Genomic DNA, 20410 nt, shown 5'->3' on the forward strand with positions numbered 1-20410 from the left:
AAGCCACCGCTATTGTTCCATGAAGCGCACACCTACCGATGTCGGTGAATACCAGCACACGCGTGCCGTTCGTTTCGTCGCCTCACCGGCAATCGCCAGATTGAACTCTGGCGGGACACCTGTTGTGTCGTCAAAATCCAACCTTGCGCCATTTTGGGACTGGTTGCGAACAATCCCCTCGAAGGAGCAATAGCCGCCGTAAAACGAGAGCTTGGCTCCCTTAAGCGTGCGGCGGCGGCCTTCCTTGCGTTGTTCTAGCTGTTCACGCGTATTGAGATCTATCACATATGCCATGACTACCCCCGTTTCTTCAGTTAAGTCGTAGTCGTCATGCACGAAGCGTGCCAGCCTCAAAGAGGATGGCGTGCTTGTCTAAGTTGTGCGCCAAGTACTGAAGACGCGAACTGACAATATTGCCTCTTTGTGAACGGTCTCTACTTGTCGATCTCAGGCTCGGCATCGTTGCGCTGCCGGGCGAAACTAGGCGCGAGCTTGACCGAAAGCTGGGCGTGGCGAAGCACACGCCAGTGCGTCGCAGCTCTTGTGGCGGGTCGAGTTGCTCGGGCAACAAAAAAGGCCGCCCCAAGGCGGCCTTTCCCGTTTCAGTCGGATGCAGCGATCAGCGCTCGGCGAGAGCGGGCTCGCCCTGGCGTTCGCGGATCAGGTTGGCGAAGCGGCGGAAGAGGTAGTGCGAATCCTGCGGGCCGGGCGAGGCCTCGGGATGGTGCTGGACCGAAAACACCGGCCGGCCGGTGAGTGCGATGCCGCAGTTGGAGCCGTCGAACAGCGAGACGTGGGTTTCTTCCACGCCTTGCGGCAGCGACCCGGCGTCGACCGCAAAGCCGTGGTTCATCGAGACGATCTCGACCTTGCCGGTGGTGTGGTCCTTGACCGGATGGTTGGCGCCGTGGTGGCCCTGGTGCATCTTTGCGGTCTTGCCGCCGAGGGCAAGGGCCAGCATCTGGTGGCCGAGGCAGATGCCGAAGACCGGCAGTTCGGTCTTGAGCAGGTCCTTGATGACGGGCACCGAATATTCGCCTGTCGCGGCGGGATCGCCGGGGCCGTTGGACAGGAAGATGCCATCCGGCTTCATCGCCAGGATGTCTTCGGCCGAGGTCTTGGCAGGAACCACCGTGACCTTGGCGCCGAGGCCGGCGAGCAGGCGCAGGATGTTGCGCTTGACGCCGTAGTCGATGGCGACGACGTGCATGGTGGCCTCGTTGCGCTCGCCATAACCCTCGTTCCAGACCCAGGGCGTCTCGGTCCACGACGACGACTGGCCCGACGTGACCTCCTTGGCGAGGTCGAGGCCGACGAGGCCGGACCAGGCACGGGCCTGGGCCTTGAGGTGGTCGATGTCGAACTTGCCGTCGGGCGCATGCGCGATGACGGCATTGGGCATGCCTTTTTCGCGGATCAGCGCGGTTAGCGCGCGGGTGTCTACGCCGGACATGGCAACGATGCCGCGGCGCTTCAGCCACTGGTCGAGGTGACCGGCGGCACGATAGCTCGACGGGTTGGTGACATCGGCCTTGAACACCGCACCGACAGCACCGAAGCGGGCCGCCGGGTTGAGGTCCTCGATGTCCTCGTCATTGGTGCCGATGTTGCCGATATGGGGAAAGGTGAAGGTGACGATCTGGCTGGCATAGGAGGGATCGGTGAGAACCTCCTGGTAGCCGGTCAGTGCGGTGTTGAAGCAGACTTCGGCGACGGCAGCGCCTGTGGCGCCGAGGCCTCGGCCCGTAATGACCGTGCCGTCGGCCAGAACCAGAACGGCGGTCGGCACTTCGGTTGCCCAGGGGGCGGTCTCTGAGGCCATGGCGATGCTCCTGCGTAACGGGCGCCGCGACTTGAAAAATGGCTCGGGAGAGGCCATATCGCGCAGCGAAAAGCACGGACGACCACCGTCAGGCGGGCCCCGTGCACAAAACAAACTAGTCCTTGCAAGGCGCGGACAATAAGCGAAGGCCGGCGGGTGGTCAATGACCGGTCCGGGATTCGTGGCTAATTATTTTTCCTAATGAAAACAGGAAGTTGGCCATTGTCATTCGGTTTGCCACTGTGGCAGGTCGGCGCTATTGTTTGCGACACGTTCAGGAGTAATGGCCATGCGCGAGATGCTCGCCGAGGCGCTGAAGACTGCATTGAAAGCCGGCGACAAGCGCCGTACCTCGACGCTGCGGCTGATCCAGGCCGCAATCCAGGACCGCGACATCGCCCATCGCGGCGCCGGCAAGGACCCGGTGTCGGACGAGGAAATCCTGCAGATCCTGACCAAGATGGTCAAGCAGCGGCAGGAATCGGCCAAGGCCTTCGAGGAAGGCTCACGGCTGGAGCTCGCCGCGCAGGAGCGCGACGAAATCACCATCATCACCGACTTCCTGCCCAAGCAGATGGAGGAGGGGGCGGTGCGCGACGCGGCGCAGAAGGTGATCGCCGAGGTCGGTGCCGACGGCCTGCGCGACATGGGGCGCTGCATGAATGCGCTCAAGGAGCGCTATCCCGGCCAGATGGACTTCGGCAAGGCGAGCGGCATCGTCAAGAACCTGCTGCAGTAGGCTTTGCCGGCCAAACCGCATGAACAAAGACGCCCCGGCTGTTATGCAGTCGGGGCGTTTTTTCTTGGGAGTTCAGGCGGCGCGGCGAAGCCGGAGGGGCGTCCTGTCCTGGAGCGCCCAGATATGGCCGAACGGATCGAACACCGTGGCGCCGCGTCGGCCGTCGGTCGCTACATCCAGCTCTCCCCGTTGGGTCGCCCCCGCATTGACCGCTCTTTGCAGGGCGATCTCAGCGTTGGCGACGTCAAGTATGAAGACCGTACTGACCGCGCCCTTGGCCTTGGGATAAAAGGGGCCGCCTCGGTGCGGCTCCAGTTCCCTGCGGGGGTTGGCTCCTCCGACTTGCATTGCCGTATCCCCGATGTGAAGGTCTATGGAGATCGGCTCGCCCTCGAACATGTAGGCACCGCCACGAACGGCGCCGAAAGCCCGCTGGTAGAACGCGGCCGCTTCTTCCTCGCAGCCGTGCTCGACCACGATCGAGACGTGGAATTCGGACTTGGTGTCGCAGTGCGCCTTGAGCATGTTCCAGTCGCAAAAACCGAATTGGTGCGCGACGATCTCGAGACAGGCGCTGTGCGAGAGGTGGATGTTTTGTGCGGCCAGGCTGCTGCGCAGTTCCTTGGCCATGGACTTTACGCGATCAAGCGTCGGCATGGATTGGTTCCCTTGGAAGGGGTGACAAACAACGCCAGTGCTCGCATTGCCGACGGCCACCCAAGAGGGTCAAACCAAGGGTGAGGTGCATTCACCAATCCGGAAGGAGCGAGCGGCAGGCTGCACGGCCAGCTTGAGTGTCGCCAACAAATCCGATTCGGGCAAGGTCGATGTCGTCAAGGATGCCGGCGCGGCCTGCCTTCTCCCACAAGGGGAGAAGGTGAGGGTCACGCCTGCGGCAGGCGCTGGCGCACGATGGCGGCGTGGAAGCGCGCGCCGTGGATCAGGGCTTCGTCGTTGAAATCGAAGGACGGGTTGTGCAGCGGCGCCGAGGCTTCGCCATTGCCGATGCAAGCGAAACAGCCGGGCACATGATCGAGGAAGCGGGCGAAGTCCTCGGAAGCAGTGACGATCTCGCCGTGGCCGTTGACCGCGCCGGTTTCAAAGACGGTGCGGGCTGCCGCGATCGCCGCCTCGGTGGCATCGGCGTCGTTGATCAGCGGTACGAACTCCCTGGTGTAGGCCACCTCTGCGCTGCAATTGTAGGTCAGCGCCGTGCCTTCGGCGATGATGCGCATCTGCCGTTCGATTTCGGCGCTGACCTCCGGGCGAAAGCTGCGGGCGTCGCCGAGCACGCGGGCCAAGCCGGGCAGGGCGTTGCGGGTGCCGTCGGTGATGAGTTCGGTGACCGAGACGACGGAGATGTCGGCCGGGTTCAGCCGGCGCGAGACGATGGTTTGCAGGTTGGTGACCAGCACGCAGGCGGCGACGAGCACCTCGCGGCCGCCATGCGGGCGGGCGGCGTGGCCGCCGAGACCGCGCAGCACGATCTTGAAATTGTCCTCCGCCGACATGATCGGCCCGGGTCGGGTCTCGAAATGGCCGACCGGCAGGCCGGGCATGTTGTGCAGCCCAAAAATCTCGTCGAAGGGGAAGCGGCTCATCAGGCCGTCGTCGAGCATGGCGAGCGCGCCCTTGCCCCATTCCTCCGCCGGCTGGAAGACGAAGCGCACGGTGCCGTCGAAGCCGCCGTCGCCGGCAAGCAGCTTGGCTGCGCCCAACAGCATCGCCGTGTGGCCGTCATGGCCGCAGGCATGCATGACGCCGGGATTTTGCGAGGCGTGGCCGTGGCTGGCCTGCTCGGTGATGCGCAGGGCGTCCATGTCGGCCCTGAGCGCGATGGCTCGATTGCCGGTTCCGCGGCGCAGCGTGCCGACGACGCCGGTGCCGCCGATACCTTCGACGACCTCGTCGATGCCGAATTCCCTGAGCTTTCGGGCGACAAAGGCGCTGGTGCGCTTCTCCTCGAAGCCGAATTCGGGATGGGCATGCAGGTCGCGCCGCCATGCGGTCATCTCGGCGATGAGGGTTTTCTGGTCGAGCGCGGCCATGTGCTGATCCCCGGGTTCGGAGGGAGAGCCTCACTCGGATTGGCGGTGGCAGGCAAGGCTTGTCCGTGGGGCCAGGGCGCGAGCTTGCCTTCTCCCTTTGTGGGAGAAGGTGGATCGGCGCGTAGCGCCGAGACGGATGAGGGGTGCTGGGCGGAGTGGGAGGGTGGAGAATGCGTGCCGTCAAAGAGAGTTTGGAAATACCATACTCCGTCCAGCACCCCTCATCCGCCCCTTCGGGGCACCCCGGCCCTCCGCTATGGCTCTGGGCGCTCGTCGTTGGAACAGCCAAATCGTTGGCTTTTCCTGGCCTTCGGCCACCACTCCTCACCCCACAATGGGAGAAGGGGATGTCTGAGTCCGCTCAACTCGCCTTGAGGCGCGAGCCGCGCAGCAGGCCCTGCTCTTCGAGCACCGGATAGGCCATCGAGGCGAGCAGCGAGTTGATCTGCTTGAGGTCGCGGATGGTGTCGAGGTGGATCGAACTGGTCTCGACGCTCTTGATGGTGCCGTCGCGCAGGCGCAGGAAATGGCTCTGGCTGGTCTGCTTCTCGACGTCGCGCAGTCTGTCCTTCTCGAGCACGAGCTGGCGGGCAGTGTTGGCGTCGCGCGACACCAGCACGTTGAAGGCAAGGCGCGCATTGGCCATCACCGATGCGTGGAACGCGGTCAGTTCGCGCCAGCCCTCGGGGGTGAATTCGAGGCCGCGGTCGAGCTTCTTCTGCACATGGGCGAGCATGTTGCGGACGATGATGTCGCCGACCTGCTCGAGCTTGACGCAGGCGCCGAGCAGTTCCTGGCAGCGCAGCGCCTCGTCCTCGGTCATCGGCCGGATGGTGGCCTTGGCGAGGTAGAGCTTGATCGCCGCATGCTTGCGGTCGACCCGATCGTCGAGGGATGCAAGGGCTGCGATCTTGTCGGCCTCGGGCTTCTCGTAGAGCTCGATGATGCGCTGGAGCATGATCTCGACGGTTTCGCACACGCGGACCACTTCGCGCGTGGCGTTGGCCAGCGCCTGGGACGGCGTGTCGAGCGCGGCCTCGTTGAGCGCGCTGAGTTCGGCAAGCGCCATGTCCTTGGCCGGGTCGGCCTTGGTGCCCAGCGCGACGATCTTTTCCGAGGCGCTGTAGACCAGCTTGGCGAGCGGGATACCGGCGACCAGGATGATGCAGTTGAACAGGATATGGGCGTTGATGATCTGGTCGGACACGGTCGCGCCGAGGAAGGCGACCGACGGCTTGGCCCAGAGGAAGGCAACCAGCATGACGAGCGAGCCTGCGCCGCGCATCAGAAGATTGCCGATGGGGACGACACGGACGCCGGGTTCGGCGTTGCGGGTGAGCAGGGGGGCGATGATCGAGCTGCCGAGATTGACGCCGAGCACCAGCACGATTCCGAGTTCGGGCGGCACGAAGCCGCGGCCGGCAAGGGTGACGATCAACAGCACGGCGGCGATCGAGGAATGGAACAGCCAGGTGACGACGGCGGCCAGCAGGTAGGCGGTGATGGGATCGCTGGCGAAATAATCGACGATGACGGGCAGCAGCCTGCTTTCGCGCAGCGGCTCGGAGGCCTGGCCGACCATTTCGAGCGAGAGCACGAGAAGGCCGATGCCGACGAGGATGCGGCCGGTCTGCTGCCAGCTGCGGCGGTCCGTGGCCAGGAACATGGTGGTTCCGGCGGCGAGGCAGATCGGCACCAGCAGCGACAGGTCGAAGGTCAGGATCTTGATGACCAGCGCCGAGCCGATCTCAGCGCCGCGCACGGCAAGCTGGCCGGCGATGCCGCTGACGATGCCGGCCCCGGCGAAGGAGCCGACGAGCAGGGTGACCGCGGTCGAACTCTGGAAGGCGATGGCGAGCGCCGTGCCGGCCAATACCGCCAGGATAGGGTTGCGCATGGTGTTGCGCAGCTTGTGGCGTAGGACGTCGCCATAGGCGCGTTCGACGCCGGTGCGCACCATGCGCGTGGCGAACAGCAGCAAGGCTATCGCGCCGGCGAGGTGGAGCAGGACGACGGAGCCGCTCATCGGCGGCACCGGCTGAAGTCTAGGGCGGCTGCGAAGGGCAGGACGCGCATGCGAATCACTATCTTAACCATGTCGATTAGATTAGCCGGATAATATTTTTCGTCCATATTGCACGCGTGTGCACTGCTCGCAAGATATCTGAGTTGCTCATATATGAGATACGTCCGGCGGAGCCTCGGGTTCCCGTGCGACATTCCGTGCACGCTATTGGGATGGTCGCTGCGATTGGCCTGTGAACAGCGGGCATGCCGGCGAATAGGAGTCGTGTCCGACGGAGCGAGCGCCTATATCAGTTTCAAACAAGCAGGGCCCGATGCGCTTTTCCGACGGATTCTTGAGCGAGATACGCGACCGCGTGCCGATTTCGGCCGTGGTGGGCCTGCGCGTGACCTGGGATCGCAAGAAGACCAACGCGCCGCGCGGCGATTTCTGGGCGTGTTGCCCGTTCCACGGCGAGAAGTCACCGTCGTTCCACTGCGAGGACCGCAAGGGCCGCTACCACTGCTTCGGCTGCGGTGTGTCGGGCGATCATTTCCGCTTCCTGACCGACCTCGACGGCATGACCTTTCCCGAGGCGGTCGAGCGTATCGCCGAGATGGCCGGCGTGCCGATGCCGGCGCGCGACGCGCATGAGGAGCGGCGCGAGAAGGAACGCGCCAGTCTGACCGACGTCATGGAGCTGGCGACGAAATTCTTCGAGGACCGGCTGCAGAGTGCGGACGGGGCAAGGGCCCGGGCCTATCTGCGTGACCGCGGACTGACGCCTTTGACGCAGCAGACGTTCAGGCTCGGTTTTGCGCCCGACAGCCGCAATGCGCTCAAGGAGTTCCTGGCGTCCAAGGGCATCGAGAAAGTGCAGATGGAAGCCTGCGGGCTGACGGTGTTCGAAGACGTGCCGGTCTCCTACGACCGCTTCCGCGACCGCATCATGTTCCCGATTCCCGATTCGCGCGGACGCATCATCGCCTTTGGCGGCCGCGCCATGTCGGCGGAGGTCTCTGCCAAGTATCTGAACTCGCCGGAGACCGAGCTCTTCCACAAGGGCAACGTGCTCTACAATTTCGCCCGCGCCCGCAAGGCGCTACAGAAGGGCGGGGCGGTCATCGCCGTCGAAGGCTACATGGACGTGATCGCGCTGGCCCAGGCCGGCTTCGACAATGCGGTGGCGCCGCTCGGCACGGCGTTGACCGAAAACCAGCTCGAACTGTTGTGGCGCATGTCGGGCGAGCCGGTGCTGTGCTTCGATGGCGACAAGGCCGGCCTCAAGGCCGCCTATCGCGCCGCCGACATGGTGCTGCCGCTGGTGGCGCCCGGGCATACCGCGCGCTTTGCGTTGCTGCCCGAGGGCAAGGACCCCGACGACCTGGTCAAGGCCGAGGGGCCGGAGGCGTTTCGCGCGGTACTTACCGCCGCGCGACCGTTGTCCGAACTGGTCTGGATGCGCGAGACTTCGGGCGGCGTGTTCGATACGCCCGAGCGCCGCGCCGAGCTTGAAAAGACGCTGCGCGAGCTGACCGGCAGGATCAAGGACGAAAGCGTCCGCTACCACTACCAGCAGGAGATGCGCGAACGGGTACTGAGTTTCTTCGGCAACCAGCGCGGCAGGCAGCCAGGCCAGGGCGAGCGCGGCAAGGGTTCGTTCGGCAAGGGCGGCGAGCGTGGCCAGTGGAACAAGGGCGGCGCGGGCGCGGCGGCCGGCCGGTTTGCCGTGTCAGAAAGCCTGGCGCGCTCGGCGATGGTCAAGCGGGCGGGCGGCATCATGCCGTTGCGCGAGGCCGCCCTGGTTGTGGCGCTGGTCAACCATCCCGCGCTGATCGACGAGAATTTCGACCATGTCGAAAAGCTCGATCTCAGCCACGGTGAACTGAGGCAACTGCATACGGTGCTGATCGATGCCATGGCGCATGGCGAAGCCAACACGCGCGAGGCGGTGGTGGCGGCTATCGGGCGGGTCGGCTGCGCCGAGATGTGGGAGCGGGCGGTGGCGCTGGCGCGGCGGACGCGACAGTGGACGGCCCTCGAGGATGCGGCGATCGAAGATGCCCGCGACGCCTTCGCCCAGGCGCTGCACTTGCACCGCAGCGCCCGCACCTTACATAAGGAACTGAAACAGGCCGAGGCGGCGCTGGCTACCGATCCGACCGACGAGAATTATCGGCATCTGGTGGAGATTCAGGCGCAGTTTCACGACGTGCAAGCCACCGAGGCGCTTATCGAAGGCTTCGGGGTGTCCTCGGGCCGAGGCGGGCGGAACTAGAGCGAGATTGCGATAATCCCGCATTTGATTCGCTTTTTTGTCGCGAATCATGCGACAGGCGCTTGACCTTCCGCCGGAATGACGGAATCAGGTCGATTCGAAAAGTTAACCGGCGGCCAGACCGCCAGTCGTGTCGACGGCCTGTAGAATGCGGATTGGGGCGCTTGTCACTGGACAGGAAGATATTCCGCCACAGATATCAGGGTTAATCTGGACTTAACACAGGTGCAGCTACTGGCAGTTCAGGCGCAGGTTGGATGAAGCCATCTGATTTGCACTGTCCGAGAGTTTAAGCGGCTGACGGGCCGCCTGGAGAAAGCAAAGAATGGCGACAAAAGAAAAGGAAGAGGTCGAGACCGAACGCGAAGGCGCAACTGACGGCCCTTTGCTCGACCTTTCCGATGACGCTGTCAAGAAGATGATCAAGGTCGCGAAGAAGCGCGGCTATGTCACCATGGACGAGCTCAACGCGGTGCTGCCTTCGGAGGAAGTGACCTCCGAACAGATCGAAGACACGATGGCGATGCTGTCCGACATGGGCATCAACGTGGTCGAGGACGACGAGCAGGGCGAAGAAGCCGAGGCCGCCGAAGGCGATGCCGAGGAAGATGCCAACGAGCTTGCCGAACAGACCGGTACGGCTGTTGCCGCGACGACGACCAAGAAAGAGCCGACCGACCGCACCGACGACCCCGTGCGCATGTATCTGCGCGAGATGGGCTCGGTGGAGCTTCTGTCGCGCGAGGGCGAGATCGCGATCGCCAAGCGCATTGAGGCCGGCCGCGAGACGATGATCGCGGGCCTGTGCGAAAGCCCGTTGACCTTCCAGGCCATCATCATCTGGCGCGACGAACTCAACGAAGCCAAGATCCTGCTGCGCGAGATCATCGATCTCGAAGCGACCTATGCAGGCCCCGAGGCCAAGCAGGCGCCGATCGTTGAGCGTGTCGACGAGGACGCCAAGCCGAAGGCCGACGAAAAGTCGCGCCGCGGCGGCCGCGACGAGGAAGACGACGTCACCAACGTGGGTGGCGACACCCGCGGCGAAGAGGATGAGGAAGAAGACGACGAGGCAAGCCTGTCGCTGGCGGCCATGGAAGCGGAACTGCGTCCGCAGGTCATGGAAACCCTCGACGTCATCGCCGACACCTACAAGAAGCTGCGCAAGCTGCAGGACCAGCAGGTCGAAAACCGTCTTGCTGCAGCCGGCACCCTGTCGCCGAGCCAGGACCGTCGCCTCAAGGAACTGAAGGACCAGCTCGTCAAGGCGGTGAAGTCGCTGTCGCTCAACAATGCGCGCATCGAGGCGCTTGTCGAGCAGCTCTACGACATCAACAAGCGGCTGGTGCAGAACGAGGGCAAGCTGCTGCGCCTGGCCGAAAGCTACGGTGTGCGCCGCGAGGAATTCCTGCGCGAATATCAGGGTTCGGAACTCGATCCGAACTGGATCCGCTCGATCTCGAACCTGTCCAGCCGTGGCTGGAAGGAGTTCACCAAGAACGAGAAGGACGCGATCCGCGACCTGCGCGCCGAAATCCAGAACCTCGCCACAGAAACGGCGATCTCGATTCTGGAGTTCCGCAAGATCGTCAACCAGGTGCAGAAGGGCGAGCGCGAAGCGGCGATGGCCAAGAAGGAGATGGTGGAAGCCAACCTCCGTCTCGTCATCTCGATCGCCAAGAAGTACACCAACCGCGGCCTGCAGTTCCTAGACCTGATCCAGGAAGGCAACATCGGCCTGATGAAGGCGGTCGACAAGTTCGAGTACCGCCGTGGCTACAAGTTCTCGACCTATGCGACATGGTGGATCAGGCAGGCGATCACGCGTTCGATCGCCGACCAGGCCCGCACCATCCGCATCCCGGTGCACATGATCGAGACGATCAACAAGATCGTGCGGACCTCGCGCCAGATGCTGCACGAGATCGGCCGCGAGCCGACGCCGGAAGAACTGGCTGAAAAGCTCGCCATGCCGCTCGAGAAGGTGCGCAAGGTGCTGAAGATCGCCAAGGAGCCGATCAGCCTCGAAACGCCCGTCGGCGACGAGGAGGATTCGCACCTCGGCGATTTCATCGAAGACAAGATGGCGATCCTGCCGATCGATGCGGCAATCCAGGCGAACCTGCGCGAGACGACCACGCGCGTGCTCGCCTCGCTCACCCCGCGCGAGGAGCGCGTGCTGCGCATGCGCTTCGGCATCGGCATGAACACCGACCATACGCTCGAAGAGGTTGGCCAGCAGTTCTCGGTCACCCGCGAACGTATCCGCCAGATCGAGGCCAAGGCGCTGCGCAAGCTCAAGCATCCGAGCCGCAGCCGGAAGCTGCGCAGCTTCCTCGACAGCTGACATCAAATCAAAAAATGGCCGTCCTCAGGACGGCCATTTTGCTTTCCACCGTTCAAAATCGGGTCAGCCTGTTTGAGTTCACCTGTCTATTACGATCTGAGCGAACTTTATCTGCTGAGCCGGGGCAGGCTCAAATTCTACGGCATCGCCAGGGTGGTGGCGGAGATCGGCTATGAGCTGCATCTCCTCGACAAAGGCGTGGTATTTGTCGTCTACGACGAGACCGCGCGCGATTTCTTCGAGGTCAATCCGCATTTCGGCAAGGCGTCCTACAACGGCGTCGTCGATCTCGGCTTTCCGGAAGGCGCGGTGCCTTTCCGGCTGCGTGGACCGAAGGCGGGCCGCAGCCTGCCGAACCGCATGTTTGCGACCACGTTCAGCGCATTCCTGAGAGCGGTCAACCGTTCAAAACTGCGCGCGCTCCGGTCGCATTTGAAGCCGATTGCGCTCAATGATGGATATCTGGTGTCGGCGGGGCGGCCGAAGCTCCTGGTCGACATGATCGATTGCTTGGTCCGGACCCGTTCCGAGACGCGGTTTTACCCGCTGCTGCACGATTGCATCCCGTTGCACGATTTTGGTGACAAGCCGGACGCATTCCAGCTCAACTTCCATGCCGACAACAACAAGGTGATACGCCACGCCAGCCATATCATCGCCAACTCGCAGTTCACTGCGAGGGATCTGCAGGCGAAGGTGAAGGAGGGACTGTTGCCTCCGCTTCCCGGGGTCTCGGTGGTTCCCCTGGCGCATGAATGCCGCGCGGACGGCGAGAAGCCGAAGCTCGAGCTGCCGGCGCGGCCCTATGTGATGGGGGTTGGCATCACGCTCGGACGCAAGAACCTGGACGTCGTTCTCGCCGCACAGCGGCTGCTGGTGGAGCAAGGCAAGACGCCGCCGCTGATGGTGATTGCCGGCGCCAACCGGCGAAGGACGGTCGCCGGCCTTAAGAGCGGCCTGAATGCGATGGTGGCGCCGCATGTGCTGATGGTCGACAGCCCGTCGCAGGCGGACCTCATCAGGCTGTACCAGAACGCGCTGGCCACCTTGATGCCGAGCAAACTCGAAGGCTGGGGCCTGCCGCTGGGGGAGTCGCTCTGGCTGGGCACGCCCGCATTGGCGGCGCCATCGTCCAGCCTGCCGGAGGTTGGTGGTGACCTCGCTGTCTATTTCGACCCGGATTCGCCGGGGGAACTGGCCGGCCTGCTGGAACGGCTGGCCACCGACCAGGACTATCGTCGCGGCCTGCAACAGCGCATTGCCGAGGCAAGGCCCAGCCTGCGGAGCTGGCGACATGTCGCCGAGGACATGCTGGCGGCGATCCAGAGCCCCGACTGCCAGCCGATGCACGTGGCCGGCTGATCGGGACAGGCCGGCCGAAGCCGAACGAGGCCTGGCGGGCCGAACCTTCGTCAAAGCTGCCGCTGGCGTCGAAGAGGTGGGGTGGCGCCTGGACGCCACCTTTGGGGAGGTCACGACGCCCTGGGAGACTCGACGACCAGTGCGACGATGCGGCGGACGAGCGGTAGCACCAAGAGCAGGGTGGGAAACGCCACCAGCCAGGACAGCGCCCAAGCCGACGGCCAGGTGGCGAGGAAGGCGGGCGTCGGGCCGAGGCTCTTCAGCGTCGAGATGGCCGAGACCACAAAGGTCATCACCACCGACAGAACCAGCGGCATGGCAAAGGCGGCATAACGCGCCGGCAGCTTGCCGCGCGGCTTCGAACGTAGGGTCATGGGAGAGTATTTCCTGAGATCGGCATCAATCACGAGAGCGCAAGACATGGCATTCCTCCCGGTCGGGCCGGTTGAATGCGTTGCTTGACGTGAGACGCTTACGGCGTGCGTTGGCGCAGCGGCCCGTTCCTAATGGGCCTAGGCACAAAAGGCAATGGTAGCTAAATCGGGTGGCTTCCGCAGGCGGGCCTGTTCAATTATGGTCCTGGCGACCTGGGAGGTTGCCGTGTCGATCGAATTCCTGCTGACCACGCTGATCATCGTCGCTTCGCCCGGCTCGGGTGTTGTCTACACGCTCGCTGCCGGCCTCTCGCGCGGCGGCAAGGCAAGCGTGCTAGCCGCTTTTGCCTGCACGCTCGGCATCGTGCCACATCTGATCGCGGCGCTGACCGGCATTGCCGCGCTGCTGCACACCAGCGCGCTGCTGTTCGAGATCGTCAAATATGCCGGCGTCGCCTATCTGCTCTACATGGCATGGCATAGCCTGCGCGAACATGGCGCGCTCAAGATCGAAGCCAACGCCGATCCGCGCAGCACATGGCAGGTGCTGATCGACGGCATCCTGGTCAATCTGCTCAACCCGAAGCTGTCGATCTTCTTCGTTGCCTTCCTGCCGCAGTTCATTGCACCCAACGAGCCGAACGTGCTCGGGCGGATGCTCGAATTGTCCGGTGTCTTCATGCTGGCGACGTTCGTCATCTTCGCCATCTACGGCCTGTGCGCCGCCGCCATGCGCGACAAGGTGACGAGCAGCCCGCGGGTCATGACCTGGATGCGGCGGACCTTTGCTGCGGCCTTCGTCATGCTCGGCGCCAAGCTGGCGCTGACCGAACGCTGAAGGGCCATGTGATGCAGTTCAGCATCGGCCGCGAAGATCCGGCCACGCCGGGGGTCATCGCGCTGCTGGAAGACGGCGACGCCTATGGCGCGTCGCTCTATCCGGCCGAAAGCAACCACTTCCTGCCGCTCGAAGCCCTCAGGGCCGACAATGTGCATTTTGTCGTCGCGCGCGACGATCAGGGGACCGCCGTCGGCACCGGCGCACTCGCCATGGCGGACGGTTGGGCCGAACTCAAACGCATGTGGGTGATACCGGCAGCCAGGGGCAAAGGGCTTTCCAAGGCGATCCTGGCCGAACTCGAGGCTCGTGCCAGGGCGGTCGGCCTTACCTTGCTGCGGCTCGAGACCGGTATCGCCAATCACGAGGCACTGGCGCTCTACGAGCGCACCGGGTTTGAGCGTCGAGGGCCGTTCGGCGACTACGGCGAAGACCCGCTCAGCGTGTTCATGGAAAAGCGCCTCGCCAGCCCAGGCCACAGCGGCTGAGCGCCAGAGGCCCGCTGCCGCCCCAGCACAGCACGAACTTGCACCTGATACGGAGGGGGAGGATACTCCCGCGCGTGGATGCATTGAGGGCGACGACCCGGATGCCCGCCCCGGCTATTTGAGCCGTGCTCCGTGGCACCGGAGGGAGGTGTGCCATGACGACATATATCATGCTGCTCAATTGGACGGACCAGGGCGTGCGCGAGGTGCGCAACTCGCCCAAGCGGCTCGACGCGGCCAAAAAGCTGCTCGGCGACATGGGCGGCTCGTTCAAGCAGTTCTACCTGACCATGGGCGAATGCGACATGGTGGCGGTGGCCGAGGCGCCGGACGACGCGGTGGTGGCGCGCTTCGCGCTGATCCTTGGACAGGGCGGCAACGTCAGGACGCGCACGTTGAAGGCATTCCCGGAACTTGCCTATCGCGAAATCATCGCATCGCTCGGCTAGCGACCGGCAGTGAAGAGGCAGGGCGCACGTGCGGTGCGTGTGCCCTGGCTGCCGCCGGTTCGAAACGCCTCGACTGATTCAGGACAAGCGTCTAAGCTTCGGAAAAACAACGGGAAGAACAAGCATGTCGTTTCTGAAGAGGCTTTTTGGCGGTGGTGGCGGTGCGGCCGAGCCCGCCGCTGCGGCCGTTGCCAAGGAGATCGAATACAAGGGCTTTTCGATCAAAGCGATGCCCTACAAGGAAGGCGGCCAGTTCCAGACCTGTGGCGTGGTTTCCAAGGAAATCGGCGGTACGGTCAAGGAGCACAAGTTCATCCGCGCCGACCGCTTCGCGGCACTCGACGATGCCGTCGAAGTGTCGCTGACCAAGGGTCGGCAGCTGGTCGACGAACAGGGCGAGCGCATGTTCGGCTGAGGCTGGCGGCGATTGCCTCGCAGATCATGGCCCGGCCCTTGTGCCGGGCTTTTGCTTTTCAGGGTCGCTCGCGTAGCATCAGCCCGTCAATGACCGCCGAGATGACGGCAATCTCGTCTTCGGGTGGGGCGCCGGCATCGATCGCCAAGGCTGCTCGGTCGAAGGCGGCGGCAAGCAGGCCGGTCAGCGCAGCCAGCGGCAGCTTGCGCATGGCGCCGGCCCGCATCGTGGCGGCGAGGCCCTCGCGCAAGGTGCGGTTGCCGTGGCGGTTGTCGATCTCGTCCATGCCGGCGCGGCCGAGCACAGCGGGGCCGTCGAGCAACAACAGCCGCGTCCTGCCGGGCGAGCGCATGGCTTCGATATAGGCCTTGCTGCCGGTGAGCAAAGCTTCGCGGGCGCCCATGGCTTGCGGTGCAGCATCCTCGATTTCGGCGGCGACCGATGCCGCCTCCTGCTCGGCCACGGCGCGGAACAGCTCCTGCTTGTCGGCAAAGTGGTGGTAGAGGGCGCCGCGCGTGACGCCCGCGGCGGCGACGATCTCCGGTGTGCTGGTCTCGGCGTAGGATTTTTCGGCAAACAACCGGCGTGCCGCCTCGATCAGGAGGGCGCGTGTCGCCTCGGTGCGGTCGCGGTTGGAGCGGCGCTCGGTTTTCTCTTGCATGCATGCAGCCTGTATGTTAGTTCACATTTACATGCAGACTGTATGTTGATTGAGGAGAGAAGGAAAGCCATGAAAACGACGAGCTACTATCCCGTGCTAATGACCGGCGATGTCGCCGGCACCGCCGCTTTCTACATCAAGCACTTCCGCTTCGCGTATGAGTTTGACGCTGGCTGGTATGTCCATCTGCGGTCGACGGAAGACAAGGGCGTCGATCTCGCCATCGTCCAGGGCGACCACGAGACGATCCCCGAGGAGGGGCGCGGGCGGGTCGCCGGCCTGCTGATCAATTTCGAGGTCAAGGATGTCGATGCCGTGCACGCGCGGCTCGTCGCGGAAGGGCTGCCGATCCTGCGCTCGCTGCGCGACGAAGACTTCGGACAACGCCACTTCATCACCAGGGATCCCAATGGCGTGCTGATCGACGTCATCACACAGATCCCGCCGAGCCCCGAGTACCTGGCGATGTATGTGCCGGATAGGGTTGAGGCCTGACGCAAATGAAAACGGAGGCGCCGCGAGGCGCCTCTTTTGATGTTCCGCTCAAGGTGATGGGAAACCTCAGATCGACGCGTCGCTGCCACGCTCGGCGGGATCTGAGCCCTCGGTAGCCGGCCTGGGATACTCTATCGTACGACCAGGACCGGGGCCTTGGAGTAATGGACGACCTCTGCCGTCTGGCTGCCGAGCAGAAGCCTGCTCACGCCGCGGCGGCCGTGGGAGGCCATGACGATGAGGTCGCAGCCACGCTCCGCGGCGGTCTCGACGATCGCTTCGGCGGGCGACTCGCCGAATGCCTGGACCGGCTCCACGCTGACGCCGATCCGGGAGGCCGCTTTTTTGGCGAGGCTCAGCGCTGCATCGGCATGCTTTTGCTGGGCATCGCTCCACGAAGCCATCGTGGCAGGACTGTTCAATGGATAGGGCTCGGTGACGGTGATGACCGTGACCTTGCTGCCAAGATTCTTGGCCAGCGTCAGCCCGTGGTCGACGCCCTTCTGCGCAAGTTCGGAACCATCGGTGGTTATGAGGATATGCGTGTACAAATCTACCTCCACTGCTTGATCATCGTCGTATTGATCGGGTCCCGCGGCCGGCGGCTGCGGGGGCAGTCCATCAGCTTGCTGCGACAGCGCCTGCGATCGCGTCCTTGAGCATCAGCCGGCGCTTTCGCAACGTCGCCTCGTGTTCCTGGCTCACCGGTTCGATGTGGGTTTCAGCCTTGTGGATCTGGTCGTTCACATCGTCATATTCTTCGAGGATACGAGCGAAGCCGACGTCCTGTGCTTTCAGGGCGTGAATGGTATCCAGCTTGCCGGGAAATTCCTCACCCAGGGTGTGCGGTGTGTTCGACATTTCATCTCCTTGCGAATTGTCGAGGCAACTATAGTGCCAGGCGGAGGCGTTGAACTTGATCTGGGTCAACTTCCAAAGGGGCAGGGCGGCGCAACTCAACTCCTGTCGATGGCCCGCAAATGATGGTGAAGGACGTTGATCTCTTGCCAGCCGTACTGCGACCCTGAGCGCGTGACGATCCTTGCGGTGTCGTGCTGCCTGCGCAAGGGAACGTTGACCGCGTGCCGCACTGCCTGTGAAAGGTGATCGAACAGCATCCCCGGACCCAGCCGGCTCTCGTAGAAGGTGGCCGGTTCGGTCCAATCGATAGACCTGACGTCTTTCATCGTGCAACCGCTCCTGGGAAGCACATATCAACGCGCATTGGCCCCATATCGATCCGCGTTGCGTTCAGCTCGCACCCGCGGTGGAAGGACTGCGATGTTGTCACCTCTGGTCGTTGTAGGGTTCCTTCATCTGGCCGATCATTCGTGCCAGCTTGGAGAATGAGGGAGTATCCGCTTCCGGCTGGCATTGATTGGCAAGTTCCAGCACCCTGATCGGGAAGTTGATGGCGTCGCGATTTGACGACGACATTCCCTCTGATCGATCTTCTGCAGTCTCGCTTGCTTCGGCTTTGCGCAAGGCGATGTCGATTTCCTCGACCGTCAGCACACCCTTGCGGACGAGGACGTGATTGATAGCTGCGATGGCCATGATCAGGCCTTCGAGTTGCAGGTTGGCGACGTTCATGGCGATTGGCTCCTTTCAACGAAGCAGCAACGCCTGAACGCCGAATCCGATCCGGTTGATGGGTGATGTTGACGGATGCAAGTCGGGCTGGGCGGGGTCAAGACTGCCAGAACCGCGCCCGCTTCATCCTGTAGCCAGGCTGCTCGCTGCCGCCCGGTCGTTCGAGGATATGCGTGCTGGTGCCCGGCGCGTTCTGGCCATCTGAATGGCGTGCCTTTTCGTTGGTCTCACCAACGGGCTCTGTGTTGCCGTATCGGTCGGCCGGCTGCTTGTTTTCGGCAGCCTGCTGCGAAAAGGCATCGCTGGGATCCGGGCCTTTCCGTGCGACTGGCCTGCGTGCGCCGGTTTCATAGTCGTTCTGCATCGATTGTCTCCTGCTGCTGCAGGACAACATGGAGTGGGGCGTAAAGTTCCTTCGCTGCGCGGGGAGCGTGGTCGGTCCGCCGTTGTGGAGGCACGACACGGTGCCAGCAGGTCGAGGGGGAGTTCTTGCTGTTTTGGGAGGAACCTTCTTGCCTGTGATCCATTCCCTCCCTTGCCAATTCCGGCAAGGAGCAATCCCAAATGAAAACGCTGGCTGAGATTTTCGAGCATACACTCGAGGATATGTATTACGCCGAGAACGCCATCACCAAGGCCCTTCCGAAGGTGGCCAAGGCGGCCAAGGACGCCAAGCTGAAGAAGGCTGCCGAGGATCATCTCGAAGAGACCAAGGGCCAGATCAAGAAACTGGAGCTGGTCTTCAAATCCATCGGCAAGAAGGCTTCGGGCGAAAAATGCGATGCGATCGAAGGCCTGATCAAGGAGACCGATGGGCTGATGGAAGAGGCATCTGGCACCGCACTGGATGCCGGTCTTCTGGCAGCGTGCCAAGCCGTCGAGCACTACGAGATTGCCCGGTATGGTTCCCTGCGTGAATGGGCCAAGGACCTTGGTTATGACGAGGCTCACACGCTCCTGAGCGAAATCCTCGACCAGGAGAAGGCGACGAACAACAAGCTGACAAACCTCGCGGTGACGGCGATCAACAAGACATCGGCGACCGCGAAAGCGGCATAACGCTTACGCGGGAGTGGCAGGAACTACGGCGGACGAGGGCAGGGGCCCGTGCGGCGTCGGCAGGGAGTGGCGGGCTGCCTGGCGCCTGAACCATCATGCCTCGGCCATGGCAACTAGGTCGGGGAAACGACAGCGAGCACGGCTGCAATACCAAGCAGTAGCGGGCCCATCCACTTGAAGTGTTTTACGAGATTGCCCAGCCACGCTTGATGGGGTGGAACGGAAAGCTCAATGTATCCGAACCCAATGGCCGCCATCCAGACACCGGCGCAGGCCATGATGATCTCGTCGATGTAGGCTGAAAACACGCTGTCGATCTTCCCCGAGTGAACCACCAGGAAACCAGAAATGGGGCTGAGCGACAAGCAGCACTGGTGGGAGACCGGCAGTCCGCTACGCTTCGTTCGCCCTTACCTTTTCCAGTTCATGGCGATCGTTGCCGCACCCAGCACCGCTACGGCGCAGCCGAGAATGAACGGCGGAATGAAATAGGACAGCGCCTCGCTGTCTTCCCAGCGCAGCCGGAAGTCGTTGCAGCCGGTGCCGCAGCCGTAGGCATTGAGCCAGACCCACATGCCGAAGGTGGCCGCACAGATCAGCAGGCCTGCGGCGGCCAGGACATATCCTAGAGTGCGCAAAGTGGCCTCCTGCCTCCCGCCGTTCCGGTCGAGCGACGTCCGGGCCGCCGAAGGCTGAATCAATCCAGTGGGTTGGCCGGCGCGGCTGAGACGATGAATCCGCGCCGTGAGATGCCGTCCGTCCGCTCAGAGGCTCGGGCCGTCTTCCGTAGCCGCCTTCTTGGCGCCCTTGGCAAGCCCTGTAAGACGATCGATGTAGGCCAGCAGCAGCGCCGACAGCACGAAGGTCAGGTGGATGAGGGTCAGCCACATCAGCTGGTCGGAGGTGTATTGCTGGTTGTTGAGGAAGACCTGGAGCAGGTGGATCGACGAGATCGCGACGATGGTCGAGGCGACCTTGATCTTGAGCGAGCTGATGTCGATGGTGCCGAGCCAGTGGACCTCGCCGTCATGGTTGTCGAAGCGGCTGACGAAGTTTTCGTAGCCGGAGATGATGACCATCACCACCAGCGAGGCAACGAGTGCTGCGTCGATCAGGCCGAGCACCTTCAGGATGGTGTCGGTCTCGTCGAGCACCATGACCGTCATGACAAACCCGTAGAGCTTCTTGGCGAAGGACAGCGCGTAGATGGCGAGCGCCACAGCGAGACCGAGATAGAACACCACGAGCAGCCAGCGCGAGGCGAGGATGATGGATTCGACGGCGTGTTCGAGGCGTTTCATGAGACGTCCGAAATTTTGAGATTGGAAATCGAGGCGGTGCCGACGAATGCAACAGGTTTTGGGATAAAACAAGGCCCGGCCGCTGGAGGGGGATTCGGCCGGGCCTGTTCTCCTGAAACGTCGGAGATGGGACGGG

At 63.3% G+C, this 20410-nt stretch carries 25 protein-coding genes; 10 read left to right on the forward strand and 15 right to left on the reverse strand.

Annotated elements, in window-relative coordinates; all coding sequences use genetic code 11:
* Positions 1-9: 9 nt before the first annotated feature.
* Positions 10-336 carry a PilZ domain-containing protein gene (locus tag CO731_RS28750; protein ID WP_159091631.1) on the reverse strand — a complete coding sequence of 109 codons (327 nt, stop codon included), beginning with the start codon at positions 334-336 and terminating at the stop codon, positions 10-12.
* Positions 337-619: 283 nt separating this feature from the next.
* Positions 620-1822: a glutamine-hydrolyzing carbamoyl-phosphate synthase small subunit gene (gene carA / locus CO731_RS12685; protein WP_108607406.1), complete on the reverse strand. Its 1203-nt coding sequence runs from the start codon at positions 1820-1822 to the stop codon at positions 620-622.
* A 289-nt stretch (positions 1823-2111) separates the two neighbouring features.
* Here carA and CO731_RS12690 point away from each other — a divergent pair, with 289 nt between their 5' ends.
* Entirely contained in the window at positions 2112-2561 is a 450-nt protein-coding gene (locus tag CO731_RS12690; protein WP_108609809.1) for a GatB/YqeY domain-containing protein, read from the forward strand.
* A gap of 72 nt (positions 2562-2633) precedes the next feature.
* Here CO731_RS12690 and CO731_RS12695 read toward each other — a convergent pair whose 3' ends face one another.
* The 3 genes from CO731_RS12695 to CO731_RS12705 all read right to left on the reverse strand — a co-directional run bounded on the left by CO731_RS12695 (position 2634) and on the right by CO731_RS12705 (position 6635).
* Entirely contained in the window at positions 2634-3218 is a 585-nt protein-coding gene (locus CO731_RS12695) for a glyoxalase superfamily protein (protein WP_245439767.1), read from the reverse strand.
* A gap of 227 nt (positions 3219-3445) precedes the next feature.
* The gene (locus CO731_RS12700; protein WP_108607407.1) at positions 3446-4609 is read right to left on the reverse strand and encodes an amidohydrolase; all 1164 of its coding nucleotides are present in this window, start codon (positions 4607-4609) and stop codon (positions 3446-3448) included.
* A gap of 361 nt (positions 4610-4970) precedes the next feature.
* Positions 4971-6635 carry a Na/Pi cotransporter family protein gene (locus tag CO731_RS12705; RefSeq protein WP_108607408.1) on the reverse strand — a complete coding sequence of 555 codons (1665 nt, stop codon included), beginning with the start codon at positions 6633-6635 and terminating at the stop codon, positions 4971-4973.
* A 313-nt stretch (positions 6636-6948) separates the two neighbouring features.
* On the opposite strand from CO731_RS12705, the gene dnaG reads away from it, so the two are divergent.
* From dnaG to CO731_RS12720, 3 genes are all read left to right on the forward strand, one after another.
* Complete coding sequence (gene dnaG, locus CO731_RS12710) at positions 6949-8892, forward strand: DNA primase (protein WP_108607410.1); 1944 nt, start codon at positions 6949-6951, stop codon at positions 8890-8892.
* A 325-nt stretch (positions 8893-9217) separates the two neighbouring features.
* On the forward strand, positions 9218-11239 hold the full coding sequence (gene rpoD / locus CO731_RS12715; RefSeq protein WP_108607411.1) for an RNA polymerase sigma factor RpoD: 2022 nt from the start codon (positions 9218-9220) through the stop codon (positions 11237-11239).
* Between the two features lie 156 nt (positions 11240-11395).
* Positions 11396-12601: a glycosyltransferase family 1 protein gene (locus tag CO731_RS12720; RefSeq protein ID WP_159091632.1), complete on the forward strand. Its 1206-nt coding sequence runs from the start codon at positions 11396-11398 to the stop codon at positions 12599-12601.
* Between the two features lie 110 nt (positions 12602-12711).
* Here CO731_RS12720 and CO731_RS12725 read toward each other — a convergent pair whose 3' ends face one another.
* Positions 12712-12975, reverse strand: coding sequence for a DUF2798 domain-containing protein (locus tag CO731_RS12725; protein WP_108607413.1), 264 nt, complete (start codon positions 12973-12975; stop codon positions 12712-12714).
* 226 nt (positions 12976-13201) lie between these two features.
* Between CO731_RS12725 and CO731_RS12730 the strand changes: the two genes are divergently transcribed.
* The 4 genes from CO731_RS12730 to CO731_RS12745 all read left to right on the forward strand — a co-directional run bounded on the left by CO731_RS12730 (position 13202) and on the right by CO731_RS12745 (position 15165).
* Entirely contained in the window at positions 13202-13813 is a 612-nt protein-coding gene (locus CO731_RS12730; RefSeq protein WP_108609811.1) for a LysE family translocator, read from the forward strand.
* Between the two features lie 11 nt (positions 13814-13824).
* On the forward strand, positions 13825-14301 hold the full coding sequence (locus CO731_RS12735) for a GNAT family N-acetyltransferase (protein WP_108607414.1): 477 nt from the start codon (positions 13825-13827) through the stop codon (positions 14299-14301).
* Between the two features lie 155 nt (positions 14302-14456).
* Positions 14457-14750 carry a GYD domain-containing protein gene (locus CO731_RS12740; RefSeq protein WP_108607415.1) on the forward strand — a complete coding sequence of 98 codons (294 nt, stop codon included), beginning with the start codon at positions 14457-14459 and terminating at the stop codon, positions 14748-14750.
* 124 nt (positions 14751-14874) lie between these two features.
* On the forward strand, positions 14875-15165 hold the full coding sequence (locus CO731_RS12745; protein ID WP_108607416.1) for an HlyU family transcriptional regulator: 291 nt from the start codon (positions 14875-14877) through the stop codon (positions 15163-15165).
* A 58-nt stretch (positions 15166-15223) separates the two neighbouring features.
* Here the strand turns inward: CO731_RS12745 and CO731_RS12750 are convergent, their stop codons facing one another.
* Entirely contained in the window at positions 15224-15826 is a 603-nt protein-coding gene (locus tag CO731_RS12750; RefSeq protein ID WP_108607417.1) for a TetR/AcrR family transcriptional regulator, read from the reverse strand.
* Between the two features lie 69 nt (positions 15827-15895).
* Between CO731_RS12750 and CO731_RS12755 the strand changes: the two genes are divergently transcribed.
* Positions 15896-16321, forward strand: a complete 426-nt coding sequence (locus tag CO731_RS12755) for a VOC family protein (RefSeq protein ID WP_108607418.1) — start codon at positions 15896-15898, stop codon at positions 16319-16321.
* A 131-nt stretch (positions 16322-16452) separates the two neighbouring features.
* Here CO731_RS12755 and CO731_RS12760 read toward each other — a convergent pair whose 3' ends face one another.
* The 5 genes from CO731_RS12760 to CO731_RS12780 all read right to left on the reverse strand — a co-directional run bounded on the left by CO731_RS12760 (position 16453) and on the right by CO731_RS12780 (position 18278).
* Positions 16453-16872 carry a universal stress protein gene (locus tag CO731_RS12760; protein WP_108607419.1) on the reverse strand — a complete coding sequence of 140 codons (420 nt, stop codon included), beginning with the start codon at positions 16870-16872 and terminating at the stop codon, positions 16453-16455.
* A gap of 70 nt (positions 16873-16942) precedes the next feature.
* Positions 16943-17182 carry a YdcH family protein gene (locus CO731_RS12765; RefSeq protein ID WP_108609812.1) on the reverse strand — a complete coding sequence of 80 codons (240 nt, stop codon included), beginning with the start codon at positions 17180-17182 and terminating at the stop codon, positions 16943-16945.
* A gap of 95 nt (positions 17183-17277) precedes the next feature.
* Positions 17278-17508 (reverse strand): hypothetical protein, encoded by a 231-nt coding sequence (locus tag CO731_RS12770; RefSeq protein WP_108607420.1) that lies wholly within the window; start codon positions 17506-17508, stop codon positions 17278-17280.
* Between the two features lie 100 nt (positions 17509-17608).
* Positions 17609-17914: a hypothetical protein gene (locus CO731_RS12775; protein WP_108607421.1), complete on the reverse strand. Its 306-nt coding sequence runs from the start codon at positions 17912-17914 to the stop codon at positions 17609-17611.
* 97 nt (positions 17915-18011) lie between these two features.
* The gene (locus CO731_RS12780) at positions 18012-18278 is read right to left on the reverse strand and encodes a hypothetical protein (protein WP_108607422.1); all 267 of its coding nucleotides are present in this window, start codon (positions 18276-18278) and stop codon (positions 18012-18014) included.
* A gap of 200 nt (positions 18279-18478) precedes the next feature.
* On the opposite strand from CO731_RS12780, the gene CO731_RS12785 reads away from it, so the two are divergent.
* Positions 18479-18973: a DUF892 family protein gene (locus CO731_RS12785; protein ID WP_108607423.1), complete on the forward strand. Its 495-nt coding sequence runs from the start codon at positions 18479-18481 to the stop codon at positions 18971-18973.
* A 113-nt stretch (positions 18974-19086) separates the two neighbouring features.
* On the opposite strand, the gene CO731_RS12790 is transcribed toward CO731_RS12785, so the two are convergent.
* From CO731_RS12790 to CO731_RS12800, 3 genes are all read right to left on the reverse strand, one after another.
* A complete protein-coding gene (locus tag CO731_RS12790; RefSeq protein WP_108609813.1) occupies positions 19087-19281 on the reverse strand; it encodes a hypothetical protein in 195 nt (64 codons plus the stop codon).
* A 102-nt stretch (positions 19282-19383) separates the two neighbouring features.
* Entirely contained in the window at positions 19384-19611 is a 228-nt protein-coding gene (locus CO731_RS12795) for a hypothetical protein (protein ID WP_108679440.1), read from the reverse strand.
* 126 nt (positions 19612-19737) lie between these two features.
* Entirely contained in the window at positions 19738-20274 is a 537-nt protein-coding gene (locus tag CO731_RS12800; protein ID WP_108607425.1) for a TIGR00645 family protein, read from the reverse strand.
* Between the last annotated feature and the right edge of the window lie 136 nt (positions 20275-20410).

Source organism: Aminobacter sp. MSH1, assembly GCF_003071665.1.
GTDB classification, from domain to species: domain Bacteria; phylum Pseudomonadota; class Alphaproteobacteria; order Rhizobiales; family Rhizobiaceae; genus Aminobacter; species Aminobacter niigataensis.

Bases quoted from the DNA above. Each gene is read 5' to 3' on its own strand.
- carA (WP_108607406.1), bottom strand. From the start codon at position 1,822: ATGGCCTCAGAGACCGCCCCCTGGGCAACCGAAGTGCCGACCGCCGTT.
- CO731_RS12690 (WP_108609809.1), top strand. From the start codon at position 2,112: ATGCGCGAGATGCTCGCCGAGGCGCTGAAGACTGCATTGAAAGCCGGC.
- CO731_RS12695 (WP_245439767.1), bottom strand. From the start codon at position 3,218: ATGCCGACGCTTGATCGCGTAAAGTCCATGGCCAAGGAACTGCGCAGC.
- CO731_RS12700 (WP_108607407.1), bottom strand. From the start codon at position 4,609: ATGGCCGCGCTCGACCAGAAAACCCTCATCGCCGAGATGACCGCATGG.
- CO731_RS12705 (WP_108607408.1), bottom strand. From the start codon at position 6,635: ATGAGCGGCTCCGTCGTCCTGCTCCACCTCGCCGGCGCGATAGCCTTG.
- dnaG (WP_108607410.1), top strand. From the start codon at position 6,949: ATGCGCTTTTCCGACGGATTCTTGAGCGAGATACGCGACCGCGTGCCG.
- rpoD (WP_108607411.1), top strand. From the start codon at position 9,218: ATGGCGACAAAAGAAAAGGAAGAGGTCGAGACCGAACGCGAAGGCGCA.
- CO731_RS12725 (WP_108607413.1), bottom strand. From the start codon at position 12,975: ATGACCCTACGTTCGAAGCCGCGCGGCAAGCTGCCGGCGCGTTATGCC.
- CO731_RS12735 (WP_108607414.1), top strand. From the start codon at position 13,825: ATGCAGTTCAGCATCGGCCGCGAAGATCCGGCCACGCCGGGGGTCATC.
- CO731_RS12740 (WP_108607415.1), top strand. From the start codon at position 14,457: ATGACGACATATATCATGCTGCTCAATTGGACGGACCAGGGCGTGCGC.
- CO731_RS12745 (WP_108607416.1), top strand. From the start codon at position 14,875: ATGTCGTTTCTGAAGAGGCTTTTTGGCGGTGGTGGCGGTGCGGCCGAG.
- CO731_RS12750 (WP_108607417.1), bottom strand. From the start codon at position 15,826: ATGCAAGAGAAAACCGAGCGCCGCTCCAACCGCGACCGCACCGAGGCG.
- CO731_RS12755 (WP_108607418.1), top strand. From the start codon at position 15,896: ATGAAAACGACGAGCTACTATCCCGTGCTAATGACCGGCGATGTCGCC.
- CO731_RS12765 (WP_108609812.1), bottom strand. From the start codon at position 17,182: ATGTCGAACACACCGCACACCCTGGGTGAGGAATTTCCCGGCAAGCTG.
- CO731_RS12770 (WP_108607420.1), bottom strand. From the start codon at position 17,508: ATGAAAGACGTCAGGTCTATCGATTGGACCGAACCGGCCACCTTCTAC.
- CO731_RS12775 (WP_108607421.1), bottom strand. From the start codon at position 17,914: ATGAACGTCGCCAACCTGCAACTCGAAGGCCTGATCATGGCCATCGCA.
- CO731_RS12780 (WP_108607422.1), bottom strand. From the start codon at position 18,278: ATGCAGAACGACTATGAAACCGGCGCACGCAGGCCAGTCGCACGGAAA.
- CO731_RS12785 (WP_108607423.1), top strand. From the start codon at position 18,479: ATGAAAACGCTGGCTGAGATTTTCGAGCATACACTCGAGGATATGTAT.
- CO731_RS12800 (WP_108607425.1), bottom strand. From the start codon at position 20,274: ATGAAACGCCTCGAACACGCCGTCGAATCCATCATCCTCGCCTCGCGC.